This window comes from Tenacibaculum sp. XPcli2-G (assembly GCF_024124505.1).
In the GTDB taxonomy this organism is placed as follows: Bacteria; Bacteroidota; Bacteroidia; order Flavobacteriales; family Flavobacteriaceae; genus Polaribacter; species Polaribacter mesophilus.
The window spans coordinates 750563-773639 of the sequence record NZ_JAMXSH010000001.1 but is presented as its reverse complement, the minus strand read 5'-3'; the positions used below and the strand labels follow the sequence as shown (position 1 = coordinate 773639).

At 31.5% G+C, this 23077-nt stretch carries 26 protein-coding genes; 13 read left to right on the top strand and 13 right to left on the bottom strand.

What is annotated here, in order from left to right; all coding sequences use genetic code 11:
- The first annotated feature begins 91 nt into the window (after positions 1 to 91).
- Positions 92 to 1468, top strand: coding sequence for a thrombospondin type 3 repeat-containing protein (locus NH341_RS03415; RefSeq protein ID WP_253055688.1), 1377 nt, complete (start codon positions 92 to 94; stop codon positions 1466 to 1468).
- Positions 1469 to 1579: 111 nt separating this feature from the next.
- Here the strand turns inward: NH341_RS03415 and NH341_RS03410 are convergent, their stop codons facing one another.
- The 5 genes from NH341_RS03410 to NH341_RS03390 form a co-directional block, all read right to left on the bottom strand.
- Positions 1580 to 2221: an O-methyltransferase gene (locus tag NH341_RS03410; protein ID WP_159610934.1), complete on the bottom strand. Its 642-nt coding sequence runs from the start codon at positions 2219 to 2221 to the stop codon at positions 1580 to 1582.
- A gap of 111 nt (positions 2222 to 2332) precedes the next feature.
- Entirely contained in the window at positions 2333 to 2593 is a 261-nt protein-coding gene (locus tag NH341_RS03405) for a hypothetical protein (protein WP_047790690.1), read from the bottom strand.
- Positions 2594 to 2597: 4 nt separating this feature from the next.
- Positions 2598 to 3170, bottom strand: a complete 573-nt coding sequence (locus NH341_RS03400; RefSeq protein ID WP_047790691.1) for a sigma-70 family RNA polymerase sigma factor — start codon at positions 3168 to 3170, stop codon at positions 2598 to 2600.
- 15 nt (positions 3171 to 3185) lie between these two features.
- Entirely contained in the window at positions 3186 to 4106 is a 921-nt protein-coding gene (locus NH341_RS03395; RefSeq protein WP_047790692.1) for a PD40 domain-containing protein, read from the bottom strand.
- 4 nt (positions 4107 to 4110) lie between these two features.
- Positions 4111 to 4584: a nuclear transport factor 2 family protein gene (locus tag NH341_RS03390; protein WP_167712830.1), complete on the bottom strand. Its 474-nt coding sequence runs from the start codon at positions 4582 to 4584 to the stop codon at positions 4111 to 4113.
- Positions 4585 to 4753: 169 nt separating this feature from the next.
- Here NH341_RS03390 and panB point away from each other — a divergent pair, with 169 nt between their 5' ends.
- The 5 genes from panB to NH341_RS03365 are packed head-to-tail and all read left to right on the top strand — an operon-like array spanning position 4754 to position 7744.
- A complete protein-coding gene (gene panB, locus NH341_RS03385) occupies positions 4754 to 5572 on the top strand; it encodes a 3-methyl-2-oxobutanoate hydroxymethyltransferase (RefSeq protein WP_159488605.1) in 819 nt (272 codons plus the stop codon).
- 52 nt (positions 5573 to 5624) lie between these two features.
- A complete protein-coding gene (locus NH341_RS03380; RefSeq protein WP_253055687.1) occupies positions 5625 to 6563 on the top strand; it encodes a 2-hydroxyacid dehydrogenase in 939 nt (312 codons plus the stop codon).
- Positions 6564 to 6587: 24 nt separating this feature from the next.
- Positions 6588 to 7046 (top strand): DUF1801 domain-containing protein, encoded by a 459-nt coding sequence (locus tag NH341_RS03375; protein ID WP_073182208.1) that lies wholly within the window; start codon positions 6588 to 6590, stop codon positions 7044 to 7046.
- A 1-nt stretch (position 7047) separates the two neighbouring features.
- Positions 7048 to 7440, top strand: coding sequence for a VOC family protein (locus NH341_RS03370; protein ID WP_253055686.1), 393 nt, complete (start codon positions 7048 to 7050; stop codon positions 7438 to 7440).
- A gap of 34 nt (positions 7441 to 7474) precedes the next feature.
- Positions 7475 to 7744: a TM2 domain-containing protein gene (locus NH341_RS03365; protein WP_253055685.1), complete on the top strand. Its 270-nt coding sequence runs from the start codon at positions 7475 to 7477 to the stop codon at positions 7742 to 7744.
- Positions 7745 to 7778: 34 nt separating this feature from the next.
- Here the strand turns inward: NH341_RS03365 and NH341_RS03360 are convergent, their stop codons facing one another.
- The 4 genes from NH341_RS03360 to rimP all read right to left on the bottom strand — a co-directional run bounded on the left by NH341_RS03360 (position 7779) and on the right by rimP (position 13290).
- Complete coding sequence (locus NH341_RS03360; RefSeq protein WP_253055684.1) at positions 7779 to 8201, bottom strand: hypothetical protein; 423 nt, start codon at positions 8199 to 8201, stop codon at positions 7779 to 7781.
- Positions 8202 to 8566: 365 nt separating this feature from the next.
- Positions 8567 to 11422: a translation initiation factor IF-2 gene (gene infB / locus NH341_RS03355; RefSeq protein ID WP_047790700.1), complete on the bottom strand. Its 2856-nt coding sequence runs from the start codon at positions 11420 to 11422 to the stop codon at positions 8567 to 8569.
- Between the two features lie 137 nt (positions 11423 to 11559).
- On the bottom strand, positions 11560 to 12816 hold the full coding sequence (nusA, locus tag NH341_RS03350) for a transcription termination factor NusA (RefSeq protein WP_047790701.1): 1257 nt from the start codon (positions 12814 to 12816) through the stop codon (positions 11560 to 11562).
- A gap of 12 nt (positions 12817 to 12828) precedes the next feature.
- Positions 12829 to 13290, bottom strand: coding sequence for a ribosome assembly cofactor RimP (rimP, locus tag NH341_RS03345; RefSeq protein ID WP_047790702.1), 462 nt, complete (start codon positions 13288 to 13290; stop codon positions 12829 to 12831).
- A 164-nt stretch (positions 13291 to 13454) separates the two neighbouring features.
- On the opposite strand from rimP, the gene NH341_RS03340 reads away from it, so the two are divergent.
- A complete protein-coding gene (locus NH341_RS03340) occupies positions 13455 to 14282 on the top strand; it encodes a universal stress protein (RefSeq protein WP_159610954.1) in 828 nt (275 codons plus the stop codon).
- 38 nt (positions 14283 to 14320) lie between these two features.
- On the opposite strand, the gene NH341_RS03335 is transcribed toward NH341_RS03340, so the two are convergent.
- Together NH341_RS03335 and NH341_RS03330 are read right to left on the bottom strand one after the other, a co-directional pair.
- Positions 14321 to 15313 (bottom strand): glycosyltransferase family 4 protein, encoded by a 993-nt coding sequence (locus NH341_RS03335; RefSeq protein ID WP_159610956.1) that lies wholly within the window; start codon positions 15311 to 15313, stop codon positions 14321 to 14323.
- Entirely contained in the window at positions 15314 to 16252 is a 939-nt protein-coding gene (locus NH341_RS03330; protein WP_167712822.1) for a hypothetical protein, read from the bottom strand.
- 101 nt (positions 16253 to 16353) lie between these two features.
- Here NH341_RS03330 and NH341_RS03325 point away from each other — a divergent pair, with 101 nt between their 5' ends.
- From NH341_RS03325 to mscL, 3 genes are read left to right on the top strand one after another with little or no spacing between them, the layout of a single operon-like run.
- Complete coding sequence (locus tag NH341_RS03325) at positions 16354 to 16968, top strand: thymidine kinase (protein WP_073182215.1); 615 nt, start codon at positions 16354 to 16356, stop codon at positions 16966 to 16968.
- Positions 16961 to 18064 (top strand): alanine racemase, encoded by a 1104-nt coding sequence (gene alr, locus NH341_RS03320; RefSeq protein ID WP_253055683.1) that lies wholly within the window; start codon positions 16961 to 16963, stop codon positions 18062 to 18064. The genes NH341_RS03325 and alr overlap by 8 nt, the downstream gene beginning before the upstream one ends.
- Positions 18065 to 18115: 51 nt before the next feature.
- A complete protein-coding gene (gene mscL / locus NH341_RS03315) occupies positions 18116 to 18517 on the top strand; it encodes a large-conductance mechanosensitive channel protein MscL (RefSeq protein ID WP_201284720.1) in 402 nt (133 codons plus the stop codon).
- Between the two features lie 68 nt (positions 18518 to 18585).
- Here the strand turns inward: mscL and NH341_RS03310 are convergent, their stop codons facing one another.
- On the bottom strand, positions 18586 to 19176 hold the full coding sequence (locus tag NH341_RS03310; protein WP_159610960.1) for a carboxymuconolactone decarboxylase family protein: 591 nt from the start codon (positions 19174 to 19176) through the stop codon (positions 18586 to 18588).
- Between the two features lie 120 nt (positions 19177 to 19296).
- Between NH341_RS03310 and NH341_RS03305 the strand changes: the two genes are divergently transcribed.
- The 3 genes from NH341_RS03305 to NH341_RS03295 all read left to right on the top strand — a co-directional run bounded on the left by NH341_RS03305 (position 19297) and on the right by NH341_RS03295 (position 21840).
- Entirely contained in the window at positions 19297 to 19722 is a 426-nt protein-coding gene (locus NH341_RS03305) for an OsmC family protein (protein WP_028891787.1), read from the top strand.
- 21 nt (positions 19723 to 19743) lie between these two features.
- Positions 19744 to 21429, top strand: coding sequence for a single-stranded-DNA-specific exonuclease RecJ (gene recJ, locus NH341_RS03300; protein ID WP_253055682.1), 1686 nt, complete (start codon positions 19744 to 19746; stop codon positions 21427 to 21429).
- A gap of 66 nt (positions 21430 to 21495) precedes the next feature.
- A complete protein-coding gene (locus tag NH341_RS03295; RefSeq protein ID WP_047790766.1) occupies positions 21496 to 21840 on the top strand; it encodes a hypothetical protein in 345 nt (114 codons plus the stop codon).
- 32 nt (positions 21841 to 21872) lie between these two features.
- On the opposite strand, the gene NH341_RS03290 is transcribed toward NH341_RS03295, so the two are convergent.
- Positions 21873 to 22925, bottom strand: a complete 1053-nt coding sequence (locus NH341_RS03290) for an endonuclease (RefSeq protein WP_073182220.1) — start codon at positions 22923 to 22925, stop codon at positions 21873 to 21875.
- Positions 22926 to 23077 lie beyond the last annotated feature (152 nt).

Here is a 23077-nt window from a genome sequence, read left to right as displayed (position 1 = left end):
AGTTTATTTACTTTTTAGTAATCTGTTGTTAACTCATAAACAAGAAAAAATCTTGATTTTTATAAGTGATTAATTATAAAATATATAAACTATGAAAAAAAAATTATTCCTTTTAGCATGCCTATTGTCACTACAAGCTTTTTCTCAATCTTATAATTCTCACGTTTTCTATTCAAGCTCTAAAGCTTTAGGTACTTTCAATAAAGAAATGGTTGAAAACATTCCTTGTGAAGAGACATTTGATTTTCAAGATTTAATTGGTAGGTTTTATGTGAACATTCAAGACTCAACACCTTTAGAACCAAACAAGTTCTACTTTTTAGATTTTGGTCAGGGCTTCAATTACTATTATTTAACATCTTCAAGAGTTGGTGAACATTCAGATGAAGATTACAGATTAAGCCTTCCTCATTCAATAACTCAAATATCATGTAGAAGCACTCCTTTACCAAAACAAATAAAAAGTTTTAAAGTAAATCAAGCATACTATAAAAATTTTTCAAGAAATACTACTTTTGAATACGAATACGAAATTCAAGGTGATTATAGAGGTAAAAATAATAGTGGTAATAATGATATTACTATCTCTATATACTACAACAGTATCAATCAAAGTAACCTGATAACAAAAACTGTATGGGAAATGGATGAAGAGTTCTTCCCCATTTTAACCAAAAGAGAACCATGGGGAACTAGCTTTATTGACTATGACACCGACCCTAAAAGAAAATTTTATTTGAAATTTGAATATGCTGGTAATTCAGAGATACTTACTTATACGGTTCCTAAAGATACTAGAGATTTTGATGGTGATGGGGTACAAAACTGGCAAGACAACTGCCCCAACCAAGCAGGTCCTTCTTCTAACAATGGATGTCCTGTTGGCAATCCTGATTTTGTAATTGTAAGCATATCTATTGATGCAGGTGGTTTAACCACAAATACGAACGATGATAATTCATTAACTCTTAGAGAAAATCAAGACCATAAATTCTGTGTGAATATTAAAAACACAGGTGCTGTAACTGGCACAATCAACAATACAGCTTTAATCTTAACAAATAATTCCGACTTAAGTAAAGCTAGTATTGTATCAAACCTTCCATATCCTAAGTCATCTTTAACTATCTCTCCTAACCAAACAGGAAAAATGTGTTCAGAAACACATATAAGAGATACTTATTTAGGAAATAATCTCACCAATTTTTATTATTTACATGCTATAGCTGACTATGATAATAACACCTCTGAATCTAATGAGAATAACAATCAGGCTTACACTAGTGTTAACTCCTCTTCTTCAAAAACACCTACTCAGTTGACTATTCATGATGTAAACGGGAATAAGGTTAAAGATACTACTATCAACAATGAAACAGAAGAAACTGACGTTATTAAAAGCCTGCCCAAAGGTTTCTATTTTATTAATAAAGACGGTAAAAAAAGTAAAATTTATAAAAAGAATTAATATCCTTTCTTTAAACAAAAAACCGAGCAAATTGCTCGGTTTTTTTATTTATTCTTTTGGTGGGTTCCCTGCATCAAATGTACTTGAGCTATATTCCTTATCAACTATTTTTTAAACAATTCTACTAATAGTTAATCCATCTCTTATAGGCAGTAATACAGTTTCTAAACGACTATCTTCATTTAAAAGTCTATTATACTCTAAAAGAACTTTAGTGTCTATATCTTTAGGATTTAACTTCTCAACTACCTTTCCGCTCCAAAGTACATTATCAGATAAAATAACACCTCCTTTATTCATTTTTTCAATAATCAAGCGAAAATAGTTTACATAGTTAGATTTATCTGCATCGATAAATACTAAATCAAATTTGGAATTTATAGTTGGAATTATATCTAAAGCATTACCAACATATTGAGTTATTTGGTTTTTATGGTCAGATTGCTGAAAGTATTTATGTTGGAGCTCCTCTAACTCTTCATTTTTATCAATCGTATGAATCATTCCATCTTTTGAAAGTCCTTCAGCCAAGCATAAAGCAGAATACCCTGTGTATGTACCAATCTCTAAAATTGATTTAGGTTGAATTAATTTTGAAATCATAGATAAAACTCTTCCTTGAAAAGCCCCACTTAACATGCGAGGATTTAAAACCTTTTGCCAAGTTTCTCTACTTAGTTCTTGTAGTATTTTTGGTTCTGCTTGAGAATGTTTAACAACATAATTATCTAATTCTTCAGGTAAAAAGTTCATGTAGGTTGTTTTTAATGGGCAAAATTAAAAAAACGGAATTTATCACTATAATAAATTCCGTTTCAATCTAACAAAAAATCAAAAAATGGTTCTTTAAAAAACCAAAATTGTCTAATTAAATTTACTTAACTGTTCTTTTAATTTTTCTTTGTCTTTACTTGATAAACAAGCGGTATGTTTTTTACAATCTTCTGATTTTAACTTGAAGATATCAGACATTTTTCTATTTTGTTTTGTATACAAGGCACAAATCTTACAAGTTAATAAATGCCAAGTAAGTTGCATTCTTTCATATATAGAAGCTTCTCCATATTGACTTTTGTCACAAATGGTAGTAGCTTCATCACATGTAATTTTTAAAAATTTAAACATTTTTTTACTTATTAAACCAGTTCTTTTCCATACAGCTTCTTAACTGTGTTCTTGCTCTATGTATTATAACCCATAAATTGGACGGAGAAATATCTAACTCCTTACAAATATCTTCAGTTTCAAATTGTTGAATTGTTTTCATTTTAAAAACCATGGCATATTTTTCAGGAAGGCCATCAATACATTTATCTAATTGATTTTTTAACTCTTCATTTTCAATATTCCTATCAGCATCATTATCCCATGTTTGTGGTACTCGCTCCTCAATCCAGTTTCCTTCATTTTCTCCACTATCATAAAAACTCATTCTAACTTCAGCTTGTCCTTTTTTAGAATTTATTTTTCGATAATAATCGATTATTTTTCTCTTTAAGATTGAAACTAGCCATGTTCGTTCTGTAGACTTTCCTTCAAAGTTTTTAGCAGATTTTAATCCTGCAAAAAAAGTTTCTTGCACTAAATCTTTAGCTATGTTTGAATTATTTACACGAACAACAGCATAATTGAATAAATAATCTGCATAGTTGTCTACCCATTTATCAGGAGATAAAGTATTTGAAGGATTTGTTAGATTCATTAAATCAAAGATAAGTTATTTTTTGTGGAAATAAGTAACATAAATTCTACTTAGTCCATTAGGAGTATTTTTAATAAAATTAATTATTTCATCTAAACTTTTCTTTTTACTTAACTTATTTGAAATTTTACTTTTATTTGTTGTATAATAAATTTTATTACTTGAAAGGTCTACAAAAGGGCAGTAATCTAATTTGTTAGAGTTAATATTTGTTAAATGCCTAGAAGCTAACCATTCGTTATTTCTTCCTTTTTTACTTATGTATAGGTCACCTCTACCTAAATCATCTTTTCTTCCATACGAAGTGAAAATGATAAAACTTTCATCTGGAGCAACAAAGGCATTAAACTCGTATTTTTCAGAATTTACTCCAGGACCAAGAGAAACAGGTTTGGAGTAAACACCATTAATAAGTCTACTTACATAAATATCTTCTTTACCTTTAGAGTTTTCATATTCTGCAGTAAAAAATAAGTCTCCTTTTTTTGTCACTGACGGATAAAATTCATCCGCAGGAGTATTAACTGGCGACCCAATATTTATAGGCTTAGACCAATCATGAGAAAAAGACTCACGTGTTACATACCAAATATCCATGTCTTTCTTTACCTCACCAGAGGTATTATTCATTCTGTTAGAAGCAAAGAAAAGCTTCAATCCGTCAGGAGACAAAAAGGGCTCTAAGTCTTTATGCCTACCTGAAAAGTTAACAACTCCAGGTTTCTGCCATTTTCCATTTACTTTTTTTGAAAAAGCTATAAACGAATATTCTTTCAAGTAGCTTTCAACAGTGAAATAAAATTCATCTTGATTTTTGCTTATTGAAAAATCTCTGACGTTTGGTAAATCACTAAATAACTCTGGATGAAATAATTCAGGTTCTTGAGCAAAACTAAAGCAAGAAACAAATAAAAAAAGAAATCCAATTTTTTTCATAAAACTATTGTTTAAGGGCTTTACAATTGTTTCTACGTCTCATATCAACTAAGTATATAATCTCCCATTTTCCATTATTATTAAAAAGTTGGAAAGAATTTGCTCCACAATGACTAAACTTATCATTTAGGTAAAATTCGTATAGAGTCCATACAGAAGCTAAATTACCATCCACTTTAATATCCCATGATACTAATCTTTCTAAATAAGTATGTTCTGGTTTTTTATTAGCAATATTAGCAAGCAGTTTAGATTTACTTTCTGTAACTAAAACTTTTTTACCTTCCTTATTAGTAAAAGTAGTTTGAATGTTAATTGTAGAATTAAGAGTTGAGCTTACTAATGTACTATCACCTTTATGAAGTCCTTCAAAAAAAGTTTCAATAGTTTTTTTAATGACTTTTTTTTCTGAGCTTTCTTGTGCACTTATCACAGTTGTAAGAGCAAAAACAATTAATAAAGTAAAAACCTTTTGCACGTTAGTTTGATTTAGTTAGGTAAAGCTATTAAAAAAATAAAAGGCTAAAATTTAATTAACAGAAGATTAACGGCATTAAAAAAAGTAAATTAAAGAGATTATGAAAATATAATAAATAAAACAAGTGAATAATAATTATGTATTTTTACAATCCATAAAAAAAAAAGAAATGTCAGTAGCAAAAAAACAATATAAAAGAATTACCACTAAATCTCTTGTTGAGATGAAAGCAAATGGAGAAAAAATCTCAATGCTTACGGCTTACGATTATACTATGGCAAAAATTGTTGATGGTGCAGGAATAGACGTAATCTTAGTGGGAGATTCAGCATCAAATGTAATGGCTGGTCATGAAACTACATTGCCTATTACATTAGATCAAATGATATATCATGCAAGCTCTGTAGTAAGAGGAATAGATCGTTGTTTAGTAGTGGTTGACTTGCCTTTTGGAAGTTACCAATCAGATCCTAAAGAAGCATTACGTTCGGCTATTCGAATTATGAAAGAAAGTGGAGCACACTCAATAAAACTAGAAGGAGGAAAAGAAATAAAAGACTCTATTAAACGAATTTTAAATGCAGGTATTCCTGTAATGGGTCACTTAGGGTTAACTCCTCAATCTATTTATAAGTTCGGAACTTATACAGTAAGAGCAAAAGAAGAAGCTGAGGCAGAAAAGTTAATGACAGATGCTTTAATGTTGGAAAGATTAGGTTGTTTTGCTATTGTGTTAGAAAAAGTTCCTGCTAAGTTAGCACAAAAAGTTGCTGAAGCTTTAACAATTCCAGTTATAGGAATTGGAGCAGGTGCAGGTGTAGATGGACAAGTATTAGTAACTCACGATATGTTAGGAATGACACATGAGTTTAATCCTCGTTTCTTACGTAGGTACTTAGATTTATATACAGGAATGACAAATGCATTTGAACAGTACATTACAGATGTTAAAAGTCAAGACTTTCCAAACGAAGAAGAACAGTATTAATGTAAAAGTCTTCCTTTTGGGAGACTTTTTTGTTTAAGATTATATTTTTAAAATGAAAATACTTCATTTAGACACTAATCACTCTCTGTTAATAAATAAATTAAAGAATTTAGGTTTTGAAAACTATGAAGATTATATCTCTTCAAAATCAGAAATTGAAGCTAAAATTCATTTGTATGATGGAGTTATTATTCGTAGTCGATTTACCATTGATAAACAATTTTTAGATAAAGCAACAAGCCTTAAATTTATAGGACGAGTAGGAGCTGGATTAGAAAACATTGATTGTGATTATGCTGAAAAGAAAGGAGTACACTTAATATCAGCACCAGAAGGAAATCGAAATGCAGTAGGAGAGCATACGTTAGGAATGTTACTTTCTTTGTTTAACAAGCTTAATAAAGCAGATAAAGAGGTACGAGAAGGTAAATGGTTACGAGAAGAAAATAGAGGTGTAGAATTGGATGGAAAAACTGTTGGAATCATCGGTTATGGTAATATGGGGAAAGCCTTTGCTAAAAAACTCCGTGGTTTCGATGTAGAAGTAATATGTTACGATATTAAGCCGAATGTTGGTGATAATAATTGTAAACAAGTTTCTTTAGAAGAACTTCAAAAAAGAACTGATGTTTTAAGTTTACATACTCCACAAACAGAATTAACGATGAATATGATTAATTCAGACTTTATTAATGGTTTTTCAAAACCATTTTGGTTGTTAAATACTGCCAGAGGAAAATCAGTAGTAACAAAAGATTTAGTAGTCGCTTTACAATCAGGAAAAGTTTTAGGAGCAGGATTGGATGTATTAGAGTATGAAAAAAAATCGTTTGAAAACCTATTTACAAACCAAGAAATGCCCGAGGCATTTCAGTATTTAATAAAAGCAGAAAATGTGTTGCTTTCTCCTCATGTTGCTGGTTGGACCATAGAAAGTAAAGAAAAGTTAGCGCAGACTATTGTAGATAAAATTAAAGAAAAATTTTGTTAACTTGATGCTTCAAAATCATGTAACATGAAATATGAAGCAGCTACAGTAGAAGAATATATTTCTCAAGTCCCAGAAGAACGACAAGAAGTTTTACAAAAGCTTCGTAACCTTATTAAGGAAAACCTACCTAAAGGATTTGAAGAAGGAATCAATTATAATATGATTGGGTATTATGTTCCACATTCAAAATATCCCGATGGTTATCATTGTAATCCAAAATTACCACTTCCTTTTATGAATTTAGCTTCACAAAAAAACTCAATAAATCTATATCATAGCGGAATTTATGCTAAAAAAGAGTTATATGATTGGTTTGTGACAGAATATCCTAAGTATTCAAAAAGGAAATTAGATATGGGAAAAAGTTGTATTCGTTTTAAAAAGCTGGATGATATTCCGTATAAATTAATTACTAAATTATGTACAAAAATGACTGTAGATGAATGGATTTCTATCTACGAATCAGTTGTAAAAAAGAAATAAAATGAAGAAAAAAGGTAAAGTAATAGGAGTTGGAGGCATTTTTTTTAAAACTGAAAATACTAAAGCGACGAAAGATTGGTATAAAAACAACTTAGGTTTTAACACAGATGACTGGGGTTGTACGTTTTGGTGGAAAGATAATGAGGGTAAAAAAGCCTCAACACAATGGAGTCCGTTTGCAAAAGATACAAACTATTTTGAACCGTCTAAAAAAGACTTTATGTTTAACTATCGAGTTGAAAATTTAGTAGAGTTATTAGAAGAGTTAAAAGAAAAAGGAGTTACCGTGATGGATAAAATAGAGGAGTATGATTATGGTAAAATTGGATGGGTTGTAGATTTAGATGGAAATAAAATTGAGTTATGGGAGCCAAAAGACGAAGCTTTTTTATAAATTTAGCACCGTCTAATAAATAAAAAATAAAAAAATGGATGTAATTGATGAAAATGGGAATACTGTCCCTAATCAAGAAAGTAAACGTGTGTTAGCTGGTATTTTAGCGATTTTAATAGGTTCAATAGGAATACATAAGTTTGTATTAGGATATACCAAAGAGGGTATTATACAAATTATAGCTACGATTATAACTTGCGGTTTTGCAGGAATCATTCCTTTTATAGAAGGGATTATTTATTTAACAAAATCTGATGATGAATTTGTTGAAACATATCAGGTAAACCAAAAAGGATGGTTCTAATCATCATATAGAAAAAGCGCCTTAAGGCGCTTTTTTATTTCAATTCAGAAAGGCTATACAAAAAATCCTCCAGCTTTTTTAATTCTTTTGGTGGATTACCCGCATCAAATACACTTGACCTATATTCCTTATTAGCTATTTTAATAGTAAACTTCGCATGCAAAGCTGCGTCTGCTATTCTTTTTTCACTTGGTACTTGTAAATCGCTTATTTGTTCTAAATTCAACTCATTTACTATAGTGTTTAATTCTTCTAATTGTTCTTTAGTTACTTTTTTAATCCCTTCTTTTTGATTTATTTTGTACGATAAGTTATTTCCTTCAATAGTTAACTGCACTATACTTCCTCTTGTTTGAGCTTCATAAGCTATTTTATCAAACTCTTTTATTTTATTTTGTGCTGCACAGTTCATCATTAATAAAAATACTACAGGAGTTATTATTTTTAGGTATTTCATCTATTCTTACTTTCTAGTTAATCATAATAAAAAGACGCTCTTTTAAATAAAGAACGTCTTAATATATGAATTTCGTATTAAAATAAATTAGTCTGCTATAGTAGACTCTAAATTCTACTGGAACAAATACTACACACCTATTCTAGTTTTTTGATCTTCTGTAAACATGTATATACAAGTATCATTAAAATAATAATCCACAAAGGGTTTATAACCTTTGCAAACATTTTAAAAACATTAATTATGAATAATAATTAACACTTTAAAAACAACTAATGATAAACAAGTAAAATATCTGCTTAAATACCAAATATAAAAAAGACACCTAATTTAGGTGTCTTTTTATACTATGTTATATTAAATAGCTATTTAAGCTTTTTCTTAACTGCTACTTCAGTATATGCTTCTAATGTATCTCCTTCTTTAATATCGTTATACCCTTTAATTTGAAGACCACAATCGTATCCTTTAGTTACTTCCTTAACATCGTCTTTAAAACGTTTTAATGAAGCTAACACACCATCATGAACTACAATTCCATCTCTAATTACACGAACTTTAGAGTCTCTTGTAATTTTCCCTGTCATCACCATACATCCTGCGATGTTACCAATCTTAGAAATTTTATAAACTTCTCTAATTTCAACATTACCAAGAACTTCTTCTTTCATTTCAGGAGACAACATTCCTTCCATTGCATCTTTCAGGTCGTTGATAGCGTCATAGATGATTGAATAAGTTCTGATATCAACTTCTTCTCTATCTGCTACCGAACGCGCATTTCCTTGCGGACGTACGTTAAATCCAACGATAATTGCATCTGAAGCTGTTGCTAATAATACGTCAGATTCTGTAATTGCTCCGACTCCTTTGTGAATAATATTCACTTGGATTTCTTCTGTAGATAGCTTTTGGAACGAATCTGTTAACGCTTCAACCGAACCATCAACATCTCCTTTTAAGATGATATTTAACTCTTTGAAGTCTCCTAATGCAATACGACGACCAATTTCTGCAAGTGTTAATGTTTTTTGTGTTCTAACAGATTGTTCACGTTGTAATTGAGAACGTTTTGCTGCTATTTGCTTAGCTTCACGCTCATCTTCAAATACATTGAACTTATCACCTGCTTGTGGTGCACCATCTAAACCTAAAATTGATACTGGCGTAGAAGGTCCTGCCTCTTTTACTTTCCTTCCTTTATCATCAAACATAGCTCTTACTTTACCACTATGCTTTCCGGCTAAGATATAATCTCCAATTTTTAATGTACCTGCTTGTACCAATATTGTAGATACATATCCTCTACCTTTATCTAATAAAGCTTCTACTACAGCTCCGTTTGCGTTTTTATTAGGGTTTGCTTTTAACTCTAATACTTCCGCTTCTAATAATACTTTTTCTAATAACTCATCAACCCCTTGTCCTGTTTTAGCAGAAATTTCTTGCGACTGAATGTTACCTCCCCAATCTTCTACTAATAAATTCATAGAAGAAAGTTGTGTTTTAATATTATCTGGATTCGCGTTAGGCTTATCTATCTTGTTTATTGCGAAGATAATTGGCACTCCTGCTGCTTGTGCGTGAGAAATCGCCTCTTTTGTTTGTGGCATTACATCATCATCTGCAGCTACTACAATAATAACTAAATCCGTTACTTGAGCACCACGAGCACGCATTGCTGTAAAGGCTTCGTGACCTGGAGTATCTAAGAAAGCTATTTTATGTTCTCCTACCTTCACTGCGTAAGCACCAATGTGTTGTGTGATACCTCCTGATTCACCTTCAATAACATTCGCGTTACGGATGTAATCTAACAACGATGTTTTACCGTGATCTACGTGTCCCATCACTGTGATAATAGGTGCACGAGTTATTAAATCTTCTGGCTTGTCTTCAACTTCTTCTATAGATTCCTCAACTTCAGCTCCAACAAACTCTACAGTATAGTTAAATTCTTCTGCTACAATTTGTAATGTTTCAGCATCTAATCGTTGATTCATCGTTACCATCATTCCTAACATCATACATGTAGAAATAATTTGGGTAACGGGAACATCCATCATAGTTGCTACTTCACTAACCGTAACAAATTCTGTTACTTTCAACACCTTACTCTCTGCTTGTGCTGCCTGTAATTCAGCTTCACTTTGCTGGCGGTGGGCATCTCTTTTATCTCTACGGTATTTTGCTCCTTTTCCTTTTTTAGATTTACCCTGAAGTTTTTCTAAAGTTTCTCTAACTTGTTTTTGGATTTGTGCTTCTGTTAGTTCTTCTTTTGGAGCAGCTGCTGGTCTTCTACCTCTTTGACCTCCTCGGTTACCACCTCTCTGGCCTCCTCGGTTTTGACCTCCTCGGTTATTTCCTTGAGGTTTAGCGCCTGTTCCAGGACTTCCTGGTTTGCTAATTCTTTTACGCTTCTTTTTATCTCCATCAGCCTTATTAGCTTCAGGTTTCTTCTTTTTTGGTCTTTCAAATTGTTTTAAGTCAATTTTTTGACCTGTAAAATTAGGACCTTCTAATTTTTTGTACTGAGTTTTAATTTTCTCAGCATTTTCTGGAGTTATTTCTACCTCCTTTACTGGTTGCTTCACCTCTTTAACCTTATTTTCAACAGTCTTTTTAACTTCTTTAGGCTGTTCTTTCTTCACTTCCTTTTTAGGAGTATTAACTGTTTGTTCCTTTGGTTTTTCAGTTTTAGGAGGCTCTGGCTTTTTCTCTTCGACCTTAACTGGTTCTTCAACTTTTTTAGTTTCTTGAACTGGTTTAATAGGCTCTTCTTTCTTTGGTTCCTCTATTTTCTCCTCTTTTTTAGTAGGCTCCGGTTTTACCTCTTCAGCTACTTCTTCAATAGCCTTACCAGTTTCAACATCTATTTTACCTACTGTTTTAAGTTCTAACTTTTCAGCTTTGGCTTTTAAAACTTCTTGTTTTTTAGCTTCCTCTTCTAATCTCTTTCTTTCTTGCTCTTGTTCTAATTGCTGACGAATTGCCTCTTTCTCTTTTTTCTTTTCTTCGCTCACTTCCTTAGAGGCCACCTTTTTAGATTTATCAGTTTGGAAACCATCAAATAAAATTTGATATTCTGCATCTGATATTTTGGTAGTAGGGCGAGCTTCAATCTCATAGCCATTTTTAGCTAGGTGTTCAACAGCTCTATCTAAAGAAATGTTTAGTTCTCTTAAAACCTTATTTAGTCTTAATTTTTTGCCTTCAGCCATATATTATTTTATACTTTTTATTGAAAAAACACACTTTACACGTCTCTAGTACGTATAGTTATGCTCTTTTTCTTCTTTTTGCTAGATTTTATACAGTTTCCTATATTAGGACACTAGCTTCCTTTTTTGTGTTATATTTAGTCTTCGAATTCTTCTCTTAAAATTCGTTGAACATCTAAAATTGTTTCTTCCTCTAAATCTGTTCTTTGTACTAACATTGATACATCTTTTTCCAAGACACTCTTTGCTGTATCTAAACCTATTTTCTTGAATTCTTCAATTACCCAAGCTTCAATTTCATCAGAGAATTCTGTTAATTCAACATCTTCTTCTTCAATACCTTCTCTTTGAACGTCAATTTCGTAACCTGTCAACTCACTTGCTAAACGAATATTTACACCAGCTCTACCAATTGCTTTTGATACTTCTTCTGGTTTCAGCAAAACATTAACACGTCCTTTCTTACCATTCTTTTCTTCATCAAACATTTCAATGTCTACTGAAGTTACTTTTGCAGGACTTAAGGCTCTTGCTACAAATAACTGTTCGTTCTTTGTATAGTTAATTACATCAATATTTTCGTTTCCTAATTCACGAACAATACCATGAATACGAGATCCTTTTACACCAACACAAGCTCCAACAGGGTCTATTCTATCATCGTAAGAATCTACTGCTATTTTTGCTTTATCTCCAGGAATCCTTGCTACGCCTTCAATAGTAATTAAACCATCGAAAACTTCAGGAATTTCTTGTTCAAATAATTTCACTAAGAACGCTGGTGAAGTTCTTGATAAAATAATAGCGGGTTTATTACCTCGTAACTCTACAGATTTTATCACTCCTCTAACTGCATCTCCTTTTCTAAAGAAGTCTGAACGAATTTGTTCACTCTTTGGTAAAACAATCTCATTTCCTTCATCATCCAACAAAATTACAGCATTATGACGAATATGGTGTACTTCTGCACTATAAATTTCTCCTTCTAAATCTTTAAATTGTTTAAAAACGTTTGTACTATCGTGCTCGTGAATTTTAGAAATTAAGTTTTGGCGTAATGCTAAAATAGCACGTCTACCTAAATCTACTAGCTTTACTTCTTCAGAAACATCTTCTCCAATTTCAAAATCTGGTTCAATTTTCCTTGCTTCTGCAAGTTCTATTTCCTCATTATCATCTTCAGACATTCCATCTGCCACCACCACTCGATTTCTCCAAATCTCTAAATCTCCTTTATCAGGGTTTATAATGATATCAAAATTCTCATCTGACCCAAATCTACGCTTTAAGGCTGCACGAAATACTTCTTCTAAGATAGACATTAATGTTACTCTGTCTATACTTTTATTATCTTTAAACTCCGAAAATGATTCTATTAACGCAATATTTTCCATTTCATTCTCTAATTAAAATATGATCTTCACTTTTGCTTCTTTAATATCCTGATACGCTAGTATTTTTGTTTTTTCTACCGTATGCTTTCCTTTACCTATTGGCTTAGGCTCTCTTGCTTTCCAAAATAGGGTAATGGTATCTTCTGTTACCTCAGTTAACGTTCCTTCAAATTCTTCTGTTGCTGTTTTAACTTTTAGAATTCGGTTGATATTCTTTTTATACTGACGTTTTACAGCTATTGGATGTGCAATATCTGGTGTTGTCACTTCTAACGAAAAATCTTCTTCTTCTCTATCTAAATTATGCTCTATATTCCTACTAATACGAATACATTCACTTAGTGGCACACCTGAATCTCCATCTACTATTACCTTTATTTTGTTATCCGACAAGAATTGTAAATCTATTAAATATAAAGATTTGTTTTCTTCTAAGGCTTCTTGTAATAATTCTCTAACTCGTTCTTGATTCATCTTAGGTATAAAAAGAGGGGACTAACGTCCCCTTCATCTATCTGATTAATAAATTTGGTGCAAATATAGTAAGTTATTCATTAACACACAAATATCAACCCTCTTTCTTTATAACATTGTTTTTTGTATCTTTAAGAAACTATCTCTCTTAAAACTTTCTTATTATGAAAAAAATATTAGTACCTACTGATTTTTCGAAGTCTTCTGAATATGCTTCGAAACTAGCTTCTAAAATAGCTAGCAAAGCCAACAGTGAAGTACACTTACTTCATATGGTTGAACTTCCTACAGGAATCGTTGACATGGGGGCTGGAACTAACTTTAGTATTCCAGAAAGCATGTTATATATTAGAAAGGTTCGTGACAGACTCCTGGATTACAAAAAGGATTTTTTTCCTAAAATTAAAAATGTTAAACATGCTATCAGATTTCAAAGTCCATTTGAAGGTATTAGAGATTATTCTAAAAAAAACAGTACAGATTTAATCATTATGGGATCTAAAGGGCATACAAACCTTGAAGAAATCTTAATTGGGTCTAACACTGAAAAAGTTGTACGAAACTCTGAAATACCTGTCATTGTTACAAAAAAGAATAACGACAGTTTTACACCAAAAGATATCGTCTTTGCATCTAGCTTTAAACCTAAAAAAAATAAGGCTTTTGAACGATTTCTTGATTTTAGTAATAATTTTGATTGTACAATACATTTACTAAAAATAAACACTCCCCAGAAATTTGAAAACTCTCAAGACACTAACGAAAGAATTAAAAAAATTATAGACACATATGGTTTAGAAAATTACACTATTAATATTTACAATGACTCTTCTGTTGAGAAAGGAATTCTTCATTTTGCTAATAAAATTAACGCAGATATAATTGCTTTAGCTACGCATGGAAGAAGTGGCTTATCTCATATTTTTAATGGCAGCATTACTAAAAGTCTCTCTAAAAGTGCTATGCGACCAATGCTAACATTTAAAATTTAACAAAAAGGTCAAGGTTTTCCCTTGACCTTTTTCTTTCATTAATTATTTTCATATACCTTTAGCAAATTTATAGCTTCCTTTTTTGCACTCCAATTTTCTATAATTTCTTTCCGAGCACTACTTCCTAAATAAGCATTTTTTTTACTCATTAGATTTACCATTATTTTTTGAAGTTCTGGTACACTTCCTGATGTAAATAAATATCCTGACTTCAAATGTGTTACTAGTTCAGAGTGAACTCCAACATCTTTTGTTGCTACTACTGTATTTCCACACGCCATTGCTTCTGCACAAACTAAAGAAAAGCCTTCTGTAAAAGATGGTACTACTGAAATTTTAGCTGCTTGGTAATAAGAAACAATATCTGAGGTTTCATCAATAAAATAAATCTGGTTTTCTACTTTATTTTTTTCCACTATTGCTTTTAATTCTTCTAAAAACAATGGTTTATCTACTTTACCAACAACAACCAGCGCCCAATCTTTATTTTCTTTTAATTTAGGAGCTACAGCTTCTAACAATATTTTTTGTCCTTTTGCTTTTCTTACTCTACCTGCACAAAGAATAATATTCTTTTGAGCAATATTACTTAACTTTTTTTCTGGATTAGGAATAAAAAGGCTTGTATTTACACCATGAGGTACTTTAACGTTTGAAATACCTAGTTTTTTATGCATTGAACTTGTTAACGTAATAACTTCATCTGATTTTCTTAGTAAAAATCGTGTAAAATTAGAAGGATCTGTTTCTGCATGTCGCGTAGTTATTAATTTAAATTTTGCTCCTAAAAAACGATACCATAACATTTTTAAAACTTCATTATTTCGATGACAATGAACAACAATACTCTTTTTTGAGAACAACAACTTTTTTAACTCAGAAGTTGTCATTTTTTCACCTTTGATACCATAACCATAAAGATATGTTGTACACAGTTTTTTTAACTGAGGTAATACATTTTCAATACTTCTTGTAACACCTGTTCTTCGTTTATGAAAGTGAGTATGTATAACTATAAGATCAGAACTCATCTAAGCAAATCTTCTTTCTATGATTTGAAATAATCTATTTTCATATTCTTCTTTATCAGACCAATCATAATCTGGTTTAATCATTTTATTAATAAATTTTTTTGCTTCTTTTTCTGTTTTAAAAGTATTTAATTGAGAAATAACCCTATTAAAATCATTTTGATTTCCTTCAAAAAGGTGTTTTACAAAAGCAATTCTATCGTTTAAATCAATTTGAATTGTATTTAGAAAGTGATCATTAATTGTTTTCTTAGGTGCCGCCTTAGTAAATAAATCTGTAATTACATCAACTGATATAGTATCTTGCAACTCATCTTCTAAAGTAGGAGTTTTCCTATCCCCAACATCTTTTACATCATTTTTTACGTCCTCTCCATCACTATGTAACAGTTCTTCTAATTCATCAAAAGGCTGTTCAATGATTTCATTAGTAATTATTTCTTCATTAATTCCTTCTATTACTTTTTCAACTATTTCATCTGCTTCTTGCTCAAAACCTTCTTTTAAGTCTTCTTCTAAGTGATGTACTTCCCTACTTTCTATAGACTCTTGTTCCTCCTTTTGTATCTTTTCTTCTGTAGACTTCTCTACTTTTACCTCTTCTTGAATTGGTTCTTTCTTTTTTTCAACCTCAGCATCCAAATCATCTACAACTTCTTTCTTTGTCTCTAAACTTACCTCTTCTATCTTAGGTAAAATTTCTTCAACAGCTTCAGCTTGCTTTTTTTCTTCGGCAAGTAAAACATCTTTTAACAGTTCCTCTTTAGTTTTTGTAGGATTAGGAGTATTATTTATGTATTCTTCTACATACGCTAAAACCGAAAGTTTTTCGTAAACCTCATATGCCTTTTGCTTTAACTCAAACACATCTTCTCTATTTTTCATCTGTAAAATACTGTGTGCTAAACTGGTTAAATCTGATGCTAGTTTTTTGTGCATAAGTTGTCGTTTGATATTAATTTTTGCTGTTAAATTTTAATAAATTTGTTCCTCATTCGAAAGTAATACAAAAATCAATAATTAGAGCTTAAAATTACAAAATGTTTCTTGAAAATACAGTAAATCATACAGAACAATTTGGTTGGATTGAGGTAATTTGTGGCTCAATGTTTTCGGGGAAAACCGAAGAATTAATTCGTAGACTTAAACGTGCTCAGTTTGCTAAACAACGTGTTGAAATTTTCAAACCTGCAGTTGACACAAGATACGATGAGGAGGAAGTAGTTTCCCACAATAAAAACAGTATTCGTTCAACACCTGTTCCTGCATCTTCTAATATTAGATTATTAGCCAATGATGTTGATGTTATTGGAATAGACGAAGCCCAATTTTTTGACGATGAAATTGTAGCTGTTTGTAACGACTTAGCAAATAGAGGAGTTCGTGTTATCGTTGCAGGTTTGGACATGGATTTTAAAGGTAAACCTTTTGGACCAATGCCTGCGTTAATGGCTACTGCAGAATATGTTACTAAAGTACATGCCGTATGTACTCGCACAGGAAACTTAGCCCATTATAGTTATAGAAAAGCACAAAGTGAAGATCTAGTTTTTTTGGGCGAAACTCAAGAGTATGAACCACTAAGCAGAGCTGCTTATTACAAAGCCATGAAGGAACACGAAACACAAAATAAAAAAGAAAGCACTAATGAATAACAATCATGTTACCGTATTAGAAATTAATACTAAAGCTGTACTACACAATTTAGCTTATTTTAAACAGAAGCTACAACCTACTACAAAAATTTTAGTTGTTGTCAAGGCTTTTGGTTACGGAAGTGAGTCTACTGAAATTGCTAAAATTGTACAAGACCATGTTGATTATTTTGCTGTTGCTTATTCTAATGAGGGAATGGCTTTACGTGAGGCTGGAATTACAACGCCTATCTTGGTTTTAAACCCTCAAATTCAAAACTTAAAAGATATTGTTAAATATCGCTTAGAGCCTAATCTATATAATTTTAAAATCTTCGATGCTTTTTTAAAACTTGCAGATGAAGAGCCTTTAATGAATTACCCTATTCATTTAAAATTTAACACAGGATTAAATAGAGTAGGCTTTTGGTATACTGACGTTCCAACTATTGTAGCAGAGCTAAAAAAATCAAACAATGTAAAAGTTGAATCTATATTTTCTCATTTAGCAGCTAGTGAAGATTTAAACGAACAAGAATTCACCATAGGTCAAATAAATAACTTTGCTTACATAGTAAAACAAGTTTATGAGCACTTAGGATACCAACCTATGATACATATCTTAAATACATCTGGTATTATCAATTATCCACAAGCTCAATTTGACATGGTTCGCCTAGGCATAGGCTTATATGGTTTTGGAAATGATGAACAAGAAACAGCTCAACTTAAAAACACACATACGCTTAAATCTATAATTTCTCAAATCAATATAGTTCAACCAGGTGAAACAGTTGGATACAATAGAGCTTTTGTTGCTAGTCAACCTACGCGAAGCGCAACCATTCCTATAGGACATGCAGATGGTATATCAAGAAAGTTAGGAAATAAAAATGGATTTGTGTTCATTAACAATAAACCAGCTCCTATTATTGGAAATGTTTGTATGGATATGATAATGGTTGATGTTACTAAAATTGATTGTAATGAAGGTGACGAGGTCATTATTTTCAACCATCAACAACACGTAGAATATATGGCTCATAAGTGTGAAACTATTTCGTATGAAATACTTACTGCCTTATCTCAACGTATAAAAAGATTGGTTAAGAGCTAATTTTTTTATATTTTTCAGTTCAATTAACTATTAAAAATCAAAAATATGGGAATGCTCAAAGAGTTTAAAGACTTTGCAATGAAAGGAAATTTAGTGGACATTGCAGTAGGTTTTGTAATGGGTGCTGCTTTCAAGCAAGTAGTAACTTCTTTCACTGGAGGAATTGTTTCTCCTTTAATTGGACTTATTTTCAAAGCTGACTTTAAAGACGTAAAATATATAATTAAAGAAGGAGTAACTGATGAAGCTGGTAAAGTAACAGGCGAAGTTGCTATAATGTATGGTGAGTTTTTAACCAATGTTATTGATTTTATTATTGTAGCTTTTGTTATGTTTATGGTGGTAAAAGCAGTAAATGCTATGAAGAAAAAAGAAGAACCTGCTCCAGAAGCTCCAAAGGGACCTAGTCAAGAAGAACTATTAGCAGAAATTAGAGATTTACTAAAAAAGTAGTCCGATTAAATATTAAATAGAAAAGCTCGCAATTGCGAGCTTTTCTATTTTCTAATAGTTCCATCTATCTACACATGCTTCCCTTTCTCCCAACCATGTTTTCCTAAATATTGTTCACCACTTTCAACCGCACCATCTTCAATACTTGTTCCCATAGAATCATTCCAACGATTTAAATACCCGAAGAGGGAAATTACTCCTAACATTTCAACTATTTCTCCTTCATTCCAATATTTATATAATTCCTCTTTAATCTTTTCATCCACCATATTTGGAACCATTGAAGCTGCTAATGAAAAATCTAACGCAGCACGTTCAGCATCAGAAAAGGCAGAGTGTGTTTTATATTCCCATATATTATCCAGTTGTTCTTGTTCTGCACCATAACGCTCTGCTGCACGAATTGCATGAGCTTGACAATAACGACAACCTGTAGCATTACTACTTACCCAAGCAATCATCCGTTTTAAAGCAGAAGTTACGCGACCGTGATTAGCCATTACTGCTTTGTTTAAATTGATAAATGCTTTGGAAATTTCTGGTCGTCGCTGCATGGTTAACACTGAATTCGGACAAAAACCTAAGGTTTCATTATAAAAATCAGATAATTGTTTCGTTTCCGCATCATGATTCGGATCTAAAGGAGTTACTAAAGGCATAGATTTATTTTTTAAGTTTTTAATACTAACTTTTTACTGTAAGTTTGTGTTACTATTTAAATGTACTAAGTCGAAATACACACAGACTTACTTACGCAATAAACAAAAAATTATCAAGATATGGCAACAAACACAGTTACAACCGTTTGGAAAGAAAACATGCAATTTGAAAGTGACAACCCTAGTGGACACCCAATAGTAATTGATACTTCTGAAGAGCATGGAGGCAATAATACTGGTTTACGACCTAAAGCTATGATGCTTTCATCGTTAGCAGGCTGTTCTGGTTTAGACATTGTTCCTATGTTAGAAAAAATGCGTGTAAAAATTGATGATTTTAAAATTGTTGTTACTGGTGAATTAACTGAAGAACACCCAAAATATTATCATAAAGTTTTAGTGGATTATCATTTTTACGGAAGTGATTTAGACGAGAAAAAAATTAACAAAGCAGTAGATTTATCGATAGAGAAATACTGTGGTGTTATGGAAATGTTTAGAAAATTTGCTGATGTAACTACCGCTATTCATTTACATAATAACTAATCTATTTTCGATAAAATTGCTATGCGCTGGACATTAAAACCGCAACCAGACACTATTAAAGTAAAACAATTAGCCAAAGAACTATCTATCGACACAACCTTGGCTAAAATTTTAGTACAACGTGGTATTGAAACCTTTGATGAAGCAAAACATTTTTTTCGTCCTTCATTGAGTGATTTACATGATCCTTTTTTAATGAAAGATATGGAAGTTGCTGTACAGCGTATAGAAACTGCTATTACTAATAACGAAAATATTTTAGTTTTTGGCGATTACGATGTTGACGGAACTACCGCTGTTTCTTTGCTATCTTCTTACCTAAAAACAATTCATCCTAATATTGCAACCTATATTCCTGATCGATATGAAGAAGGATATGGTGTTTCTTTTCAAGGAATTGATTTCGCTGAAGATAATGGTTTTTCACTTATCATTGCTTTAGACTGCGGAATTAAAGCTATTGATAAAGTTGCCTATGCTACTGAAAAAAATATTGATTTTATTATTTGTGACCACCACAAACCTGGAAATGAAATTCCTAAAGCAGTTGCTGTTTTAAATCCTAAGCAAATGGATTGTAACTATCCGTATGATGAACTGTGTGGCTGTGGTGTTGGTTTTAAATTGATTCAAGCATTAGCTTCAAAAAGAAATCAAACAATTGAAGATTTAATTCCGTATTTAGATTTAGTAGCTACTGCAATTGCAGCTGATATTGTTCCGATGACTGGGGAAAATAGAGTTCTAGCTTATCATGGATTACAAGTTATTAACTCACAACCTCGAAATGGTATTAAAGCTATCATTCATCAGTTACAAAAAAAAGAACTCACTATTACCGATGTAGTTTTTATCATCGCTCCGCGGATAAATGCTGCTGGACGAATGAAACATGGAAACTATGCTGTCGAATTATTAACCGAAATGGATTTTGATTCAGCAGTTGAGTTTGCTGCTGCAATTGAAAAGTTCAATTCTGACAGAAAGGAGCTGGACAAAGCAATTACACAAGAAGCCTTACTTCAAATTGAAAATAACAACGAGCAAGAGAAATACACCACAGTAGTTTTTGATGAAAATTGGCACAAAGGAGTCATTGGTATTGTAGCTTCTCGTTTAACTGAAACTTACTACAGACCTACCTTGGTTTTTACTAAAAGTGGTGAAAAATTAGCTGCCTCAGCTCGCTCTGTAAAAGGATTTGATGTATATAATGCTTTAGAAGAATGCTCAGAATTTATTGAACAGTTTGGTGGACATAAATATGCAGCGGGTTTAACTTTATTACCCGAGCAATATCAAAATTTTAAAAATAAGTTTGAAGAAGTAGTGAAAGCCACTATTGATAAAGACTTATTAACTCCAGAAATAACTATTGATGCTGAGCTTGACCTATCAGAAATCACACCTAAGTTTTTCCGTATAGTCCAGCAAATGGCACCTTTTGGTCCGCTAAACATGAAACCAATTTTTACTACTTCAGCAGTAAGAGATAATGGGTATGGTAAACAAGTTGGCGCAGACAAAAGTCATTTAAAACTAAACCTTATTTATGGTTCAGACCAAAAAACATATAATACCATAGGTTTTGGTCTAGGAAATAAAATAGCCATCGCTCAAAACGATTTTGACATTGTATATACTTTAGATGAAAACACATGGAACGGACACACAACTATACAATTGATTTTAAAAGACTTAAAATAGCTTCTACTTTTATTTAGAATAATTCCAAATAATCTTATATATTTGTTACGGTAATAAAATATAGTTATGGACGGAATTACTAAAATATACGACAACAACATAGGTATTTCATTTCACTGGAAAGATAACAACTCTAAGCTAGTTCAATTAATATTTAGAGATACAGGGTTTCATTTAACTGAAGAAGAAATTGAATTATTTTTAGAAAAAGTTACTGATTCAAAACTTCAAAAAAACTGCGCTACTTGTAGTAAAGGTAAAGACTGTAGATCCATTCTACTACAAACACCTTCTAATAAAGTTAGCATGGCAGTTTCTTCAGTCGAACTGTGGCAGATAGACGACCTTTTAAAAGGCACACTATTTCAACTAAGAATGAATAATTATCTAAACGAGCTATGTAGAAATTAAGAAGGCTTGCAAAATTAGCAAGCCTTCTATAATTATTTATCTTCTTTAATTAAGTACATATATACCGGATAGTGATCACTATATCCTCCTGTATACTTTCCATAAGAGAAACTTCTGAAAGGATACCCTTTATAACGACCACTTTTTTGTGTTAAAAAACGTTTATTAAAGATTCCTGATTTAAACATTTTATAGGTTAAAAAATCTTTTTCTCCCTTATCTAATAGTGGAGAAGTAAACATAATTTGATCAAATAAATTAATATTATCTCTATACCCTAATGTATTAAATCCACGACGGAACATATCTTCATAAGGGTTATAAATATCTCCTTCTTTTACATTTTTCTTTTTACTCTTTGTTTGTAAAACAGTTTTAAAGCTAGAATTGATAGGATCATCGTTAAAATCACCCATAATTAACACTTTTGGATTTGGGTCGTTCAGCTTAATTTTTTCTATAATTTGCTTCACTTTATAAGCGGCTTTTTCACGCAATGGTCTACTCTTCGCTTCCCCTCCTCTTCGAGATGGCCAGTGATTTACAATAACATGTATTAATTCGTCATCTAAATAACCCGATACTAATAAAATATCGCGTGTATACACCTTTCTGTTTTGACTGTAAATATTAGGATTAAAAACCTCAAAATGAATTGGCTTAAAATAACGTGGTTGATACAACAACCCAACATCAATCCCTCTTTTATCAGGAGAGTCAAAATGAATAATACTATAACGCTTCTTTTTTAACCTTTCCGATGCTACTAAATCTTCTAAAACTTTCTTGTTTTCAACCTCAGCAACGCCTAAAATTACTGGACTCGTTTTTGTCTTTTCAGCTCCTAACTGTGAGATAACTTCTCCAAGTTTATCTATTTTATCTATATATACCTCTTCTTTATCTCCTTTCATTTCCATGATGGGACTTGCTTCATCATTCTTTTCAGGATCATTTTCGGTATCAAAAAGGTTTTCTAAATTATAAAAACCAACAGTTCTTATTTTATATTTTTTTGCTCCTTGTTGCGCATATGAAGAAAAAACAACAAGAGTTAAGACTAAAAATAAAGCTATATTTCTCATTTAATAAATTTTACGCAACAAAAGTAAAAACAATTTTCAAGCCAAAATCTATAATTTACATAAAACCATTTTTAGTAACTTTAACTTAATATTAACACAATTAGAATTTTCGTAGTTTTGCCTCCCTTTCGCTTTATTTTTTAGCTATGGGA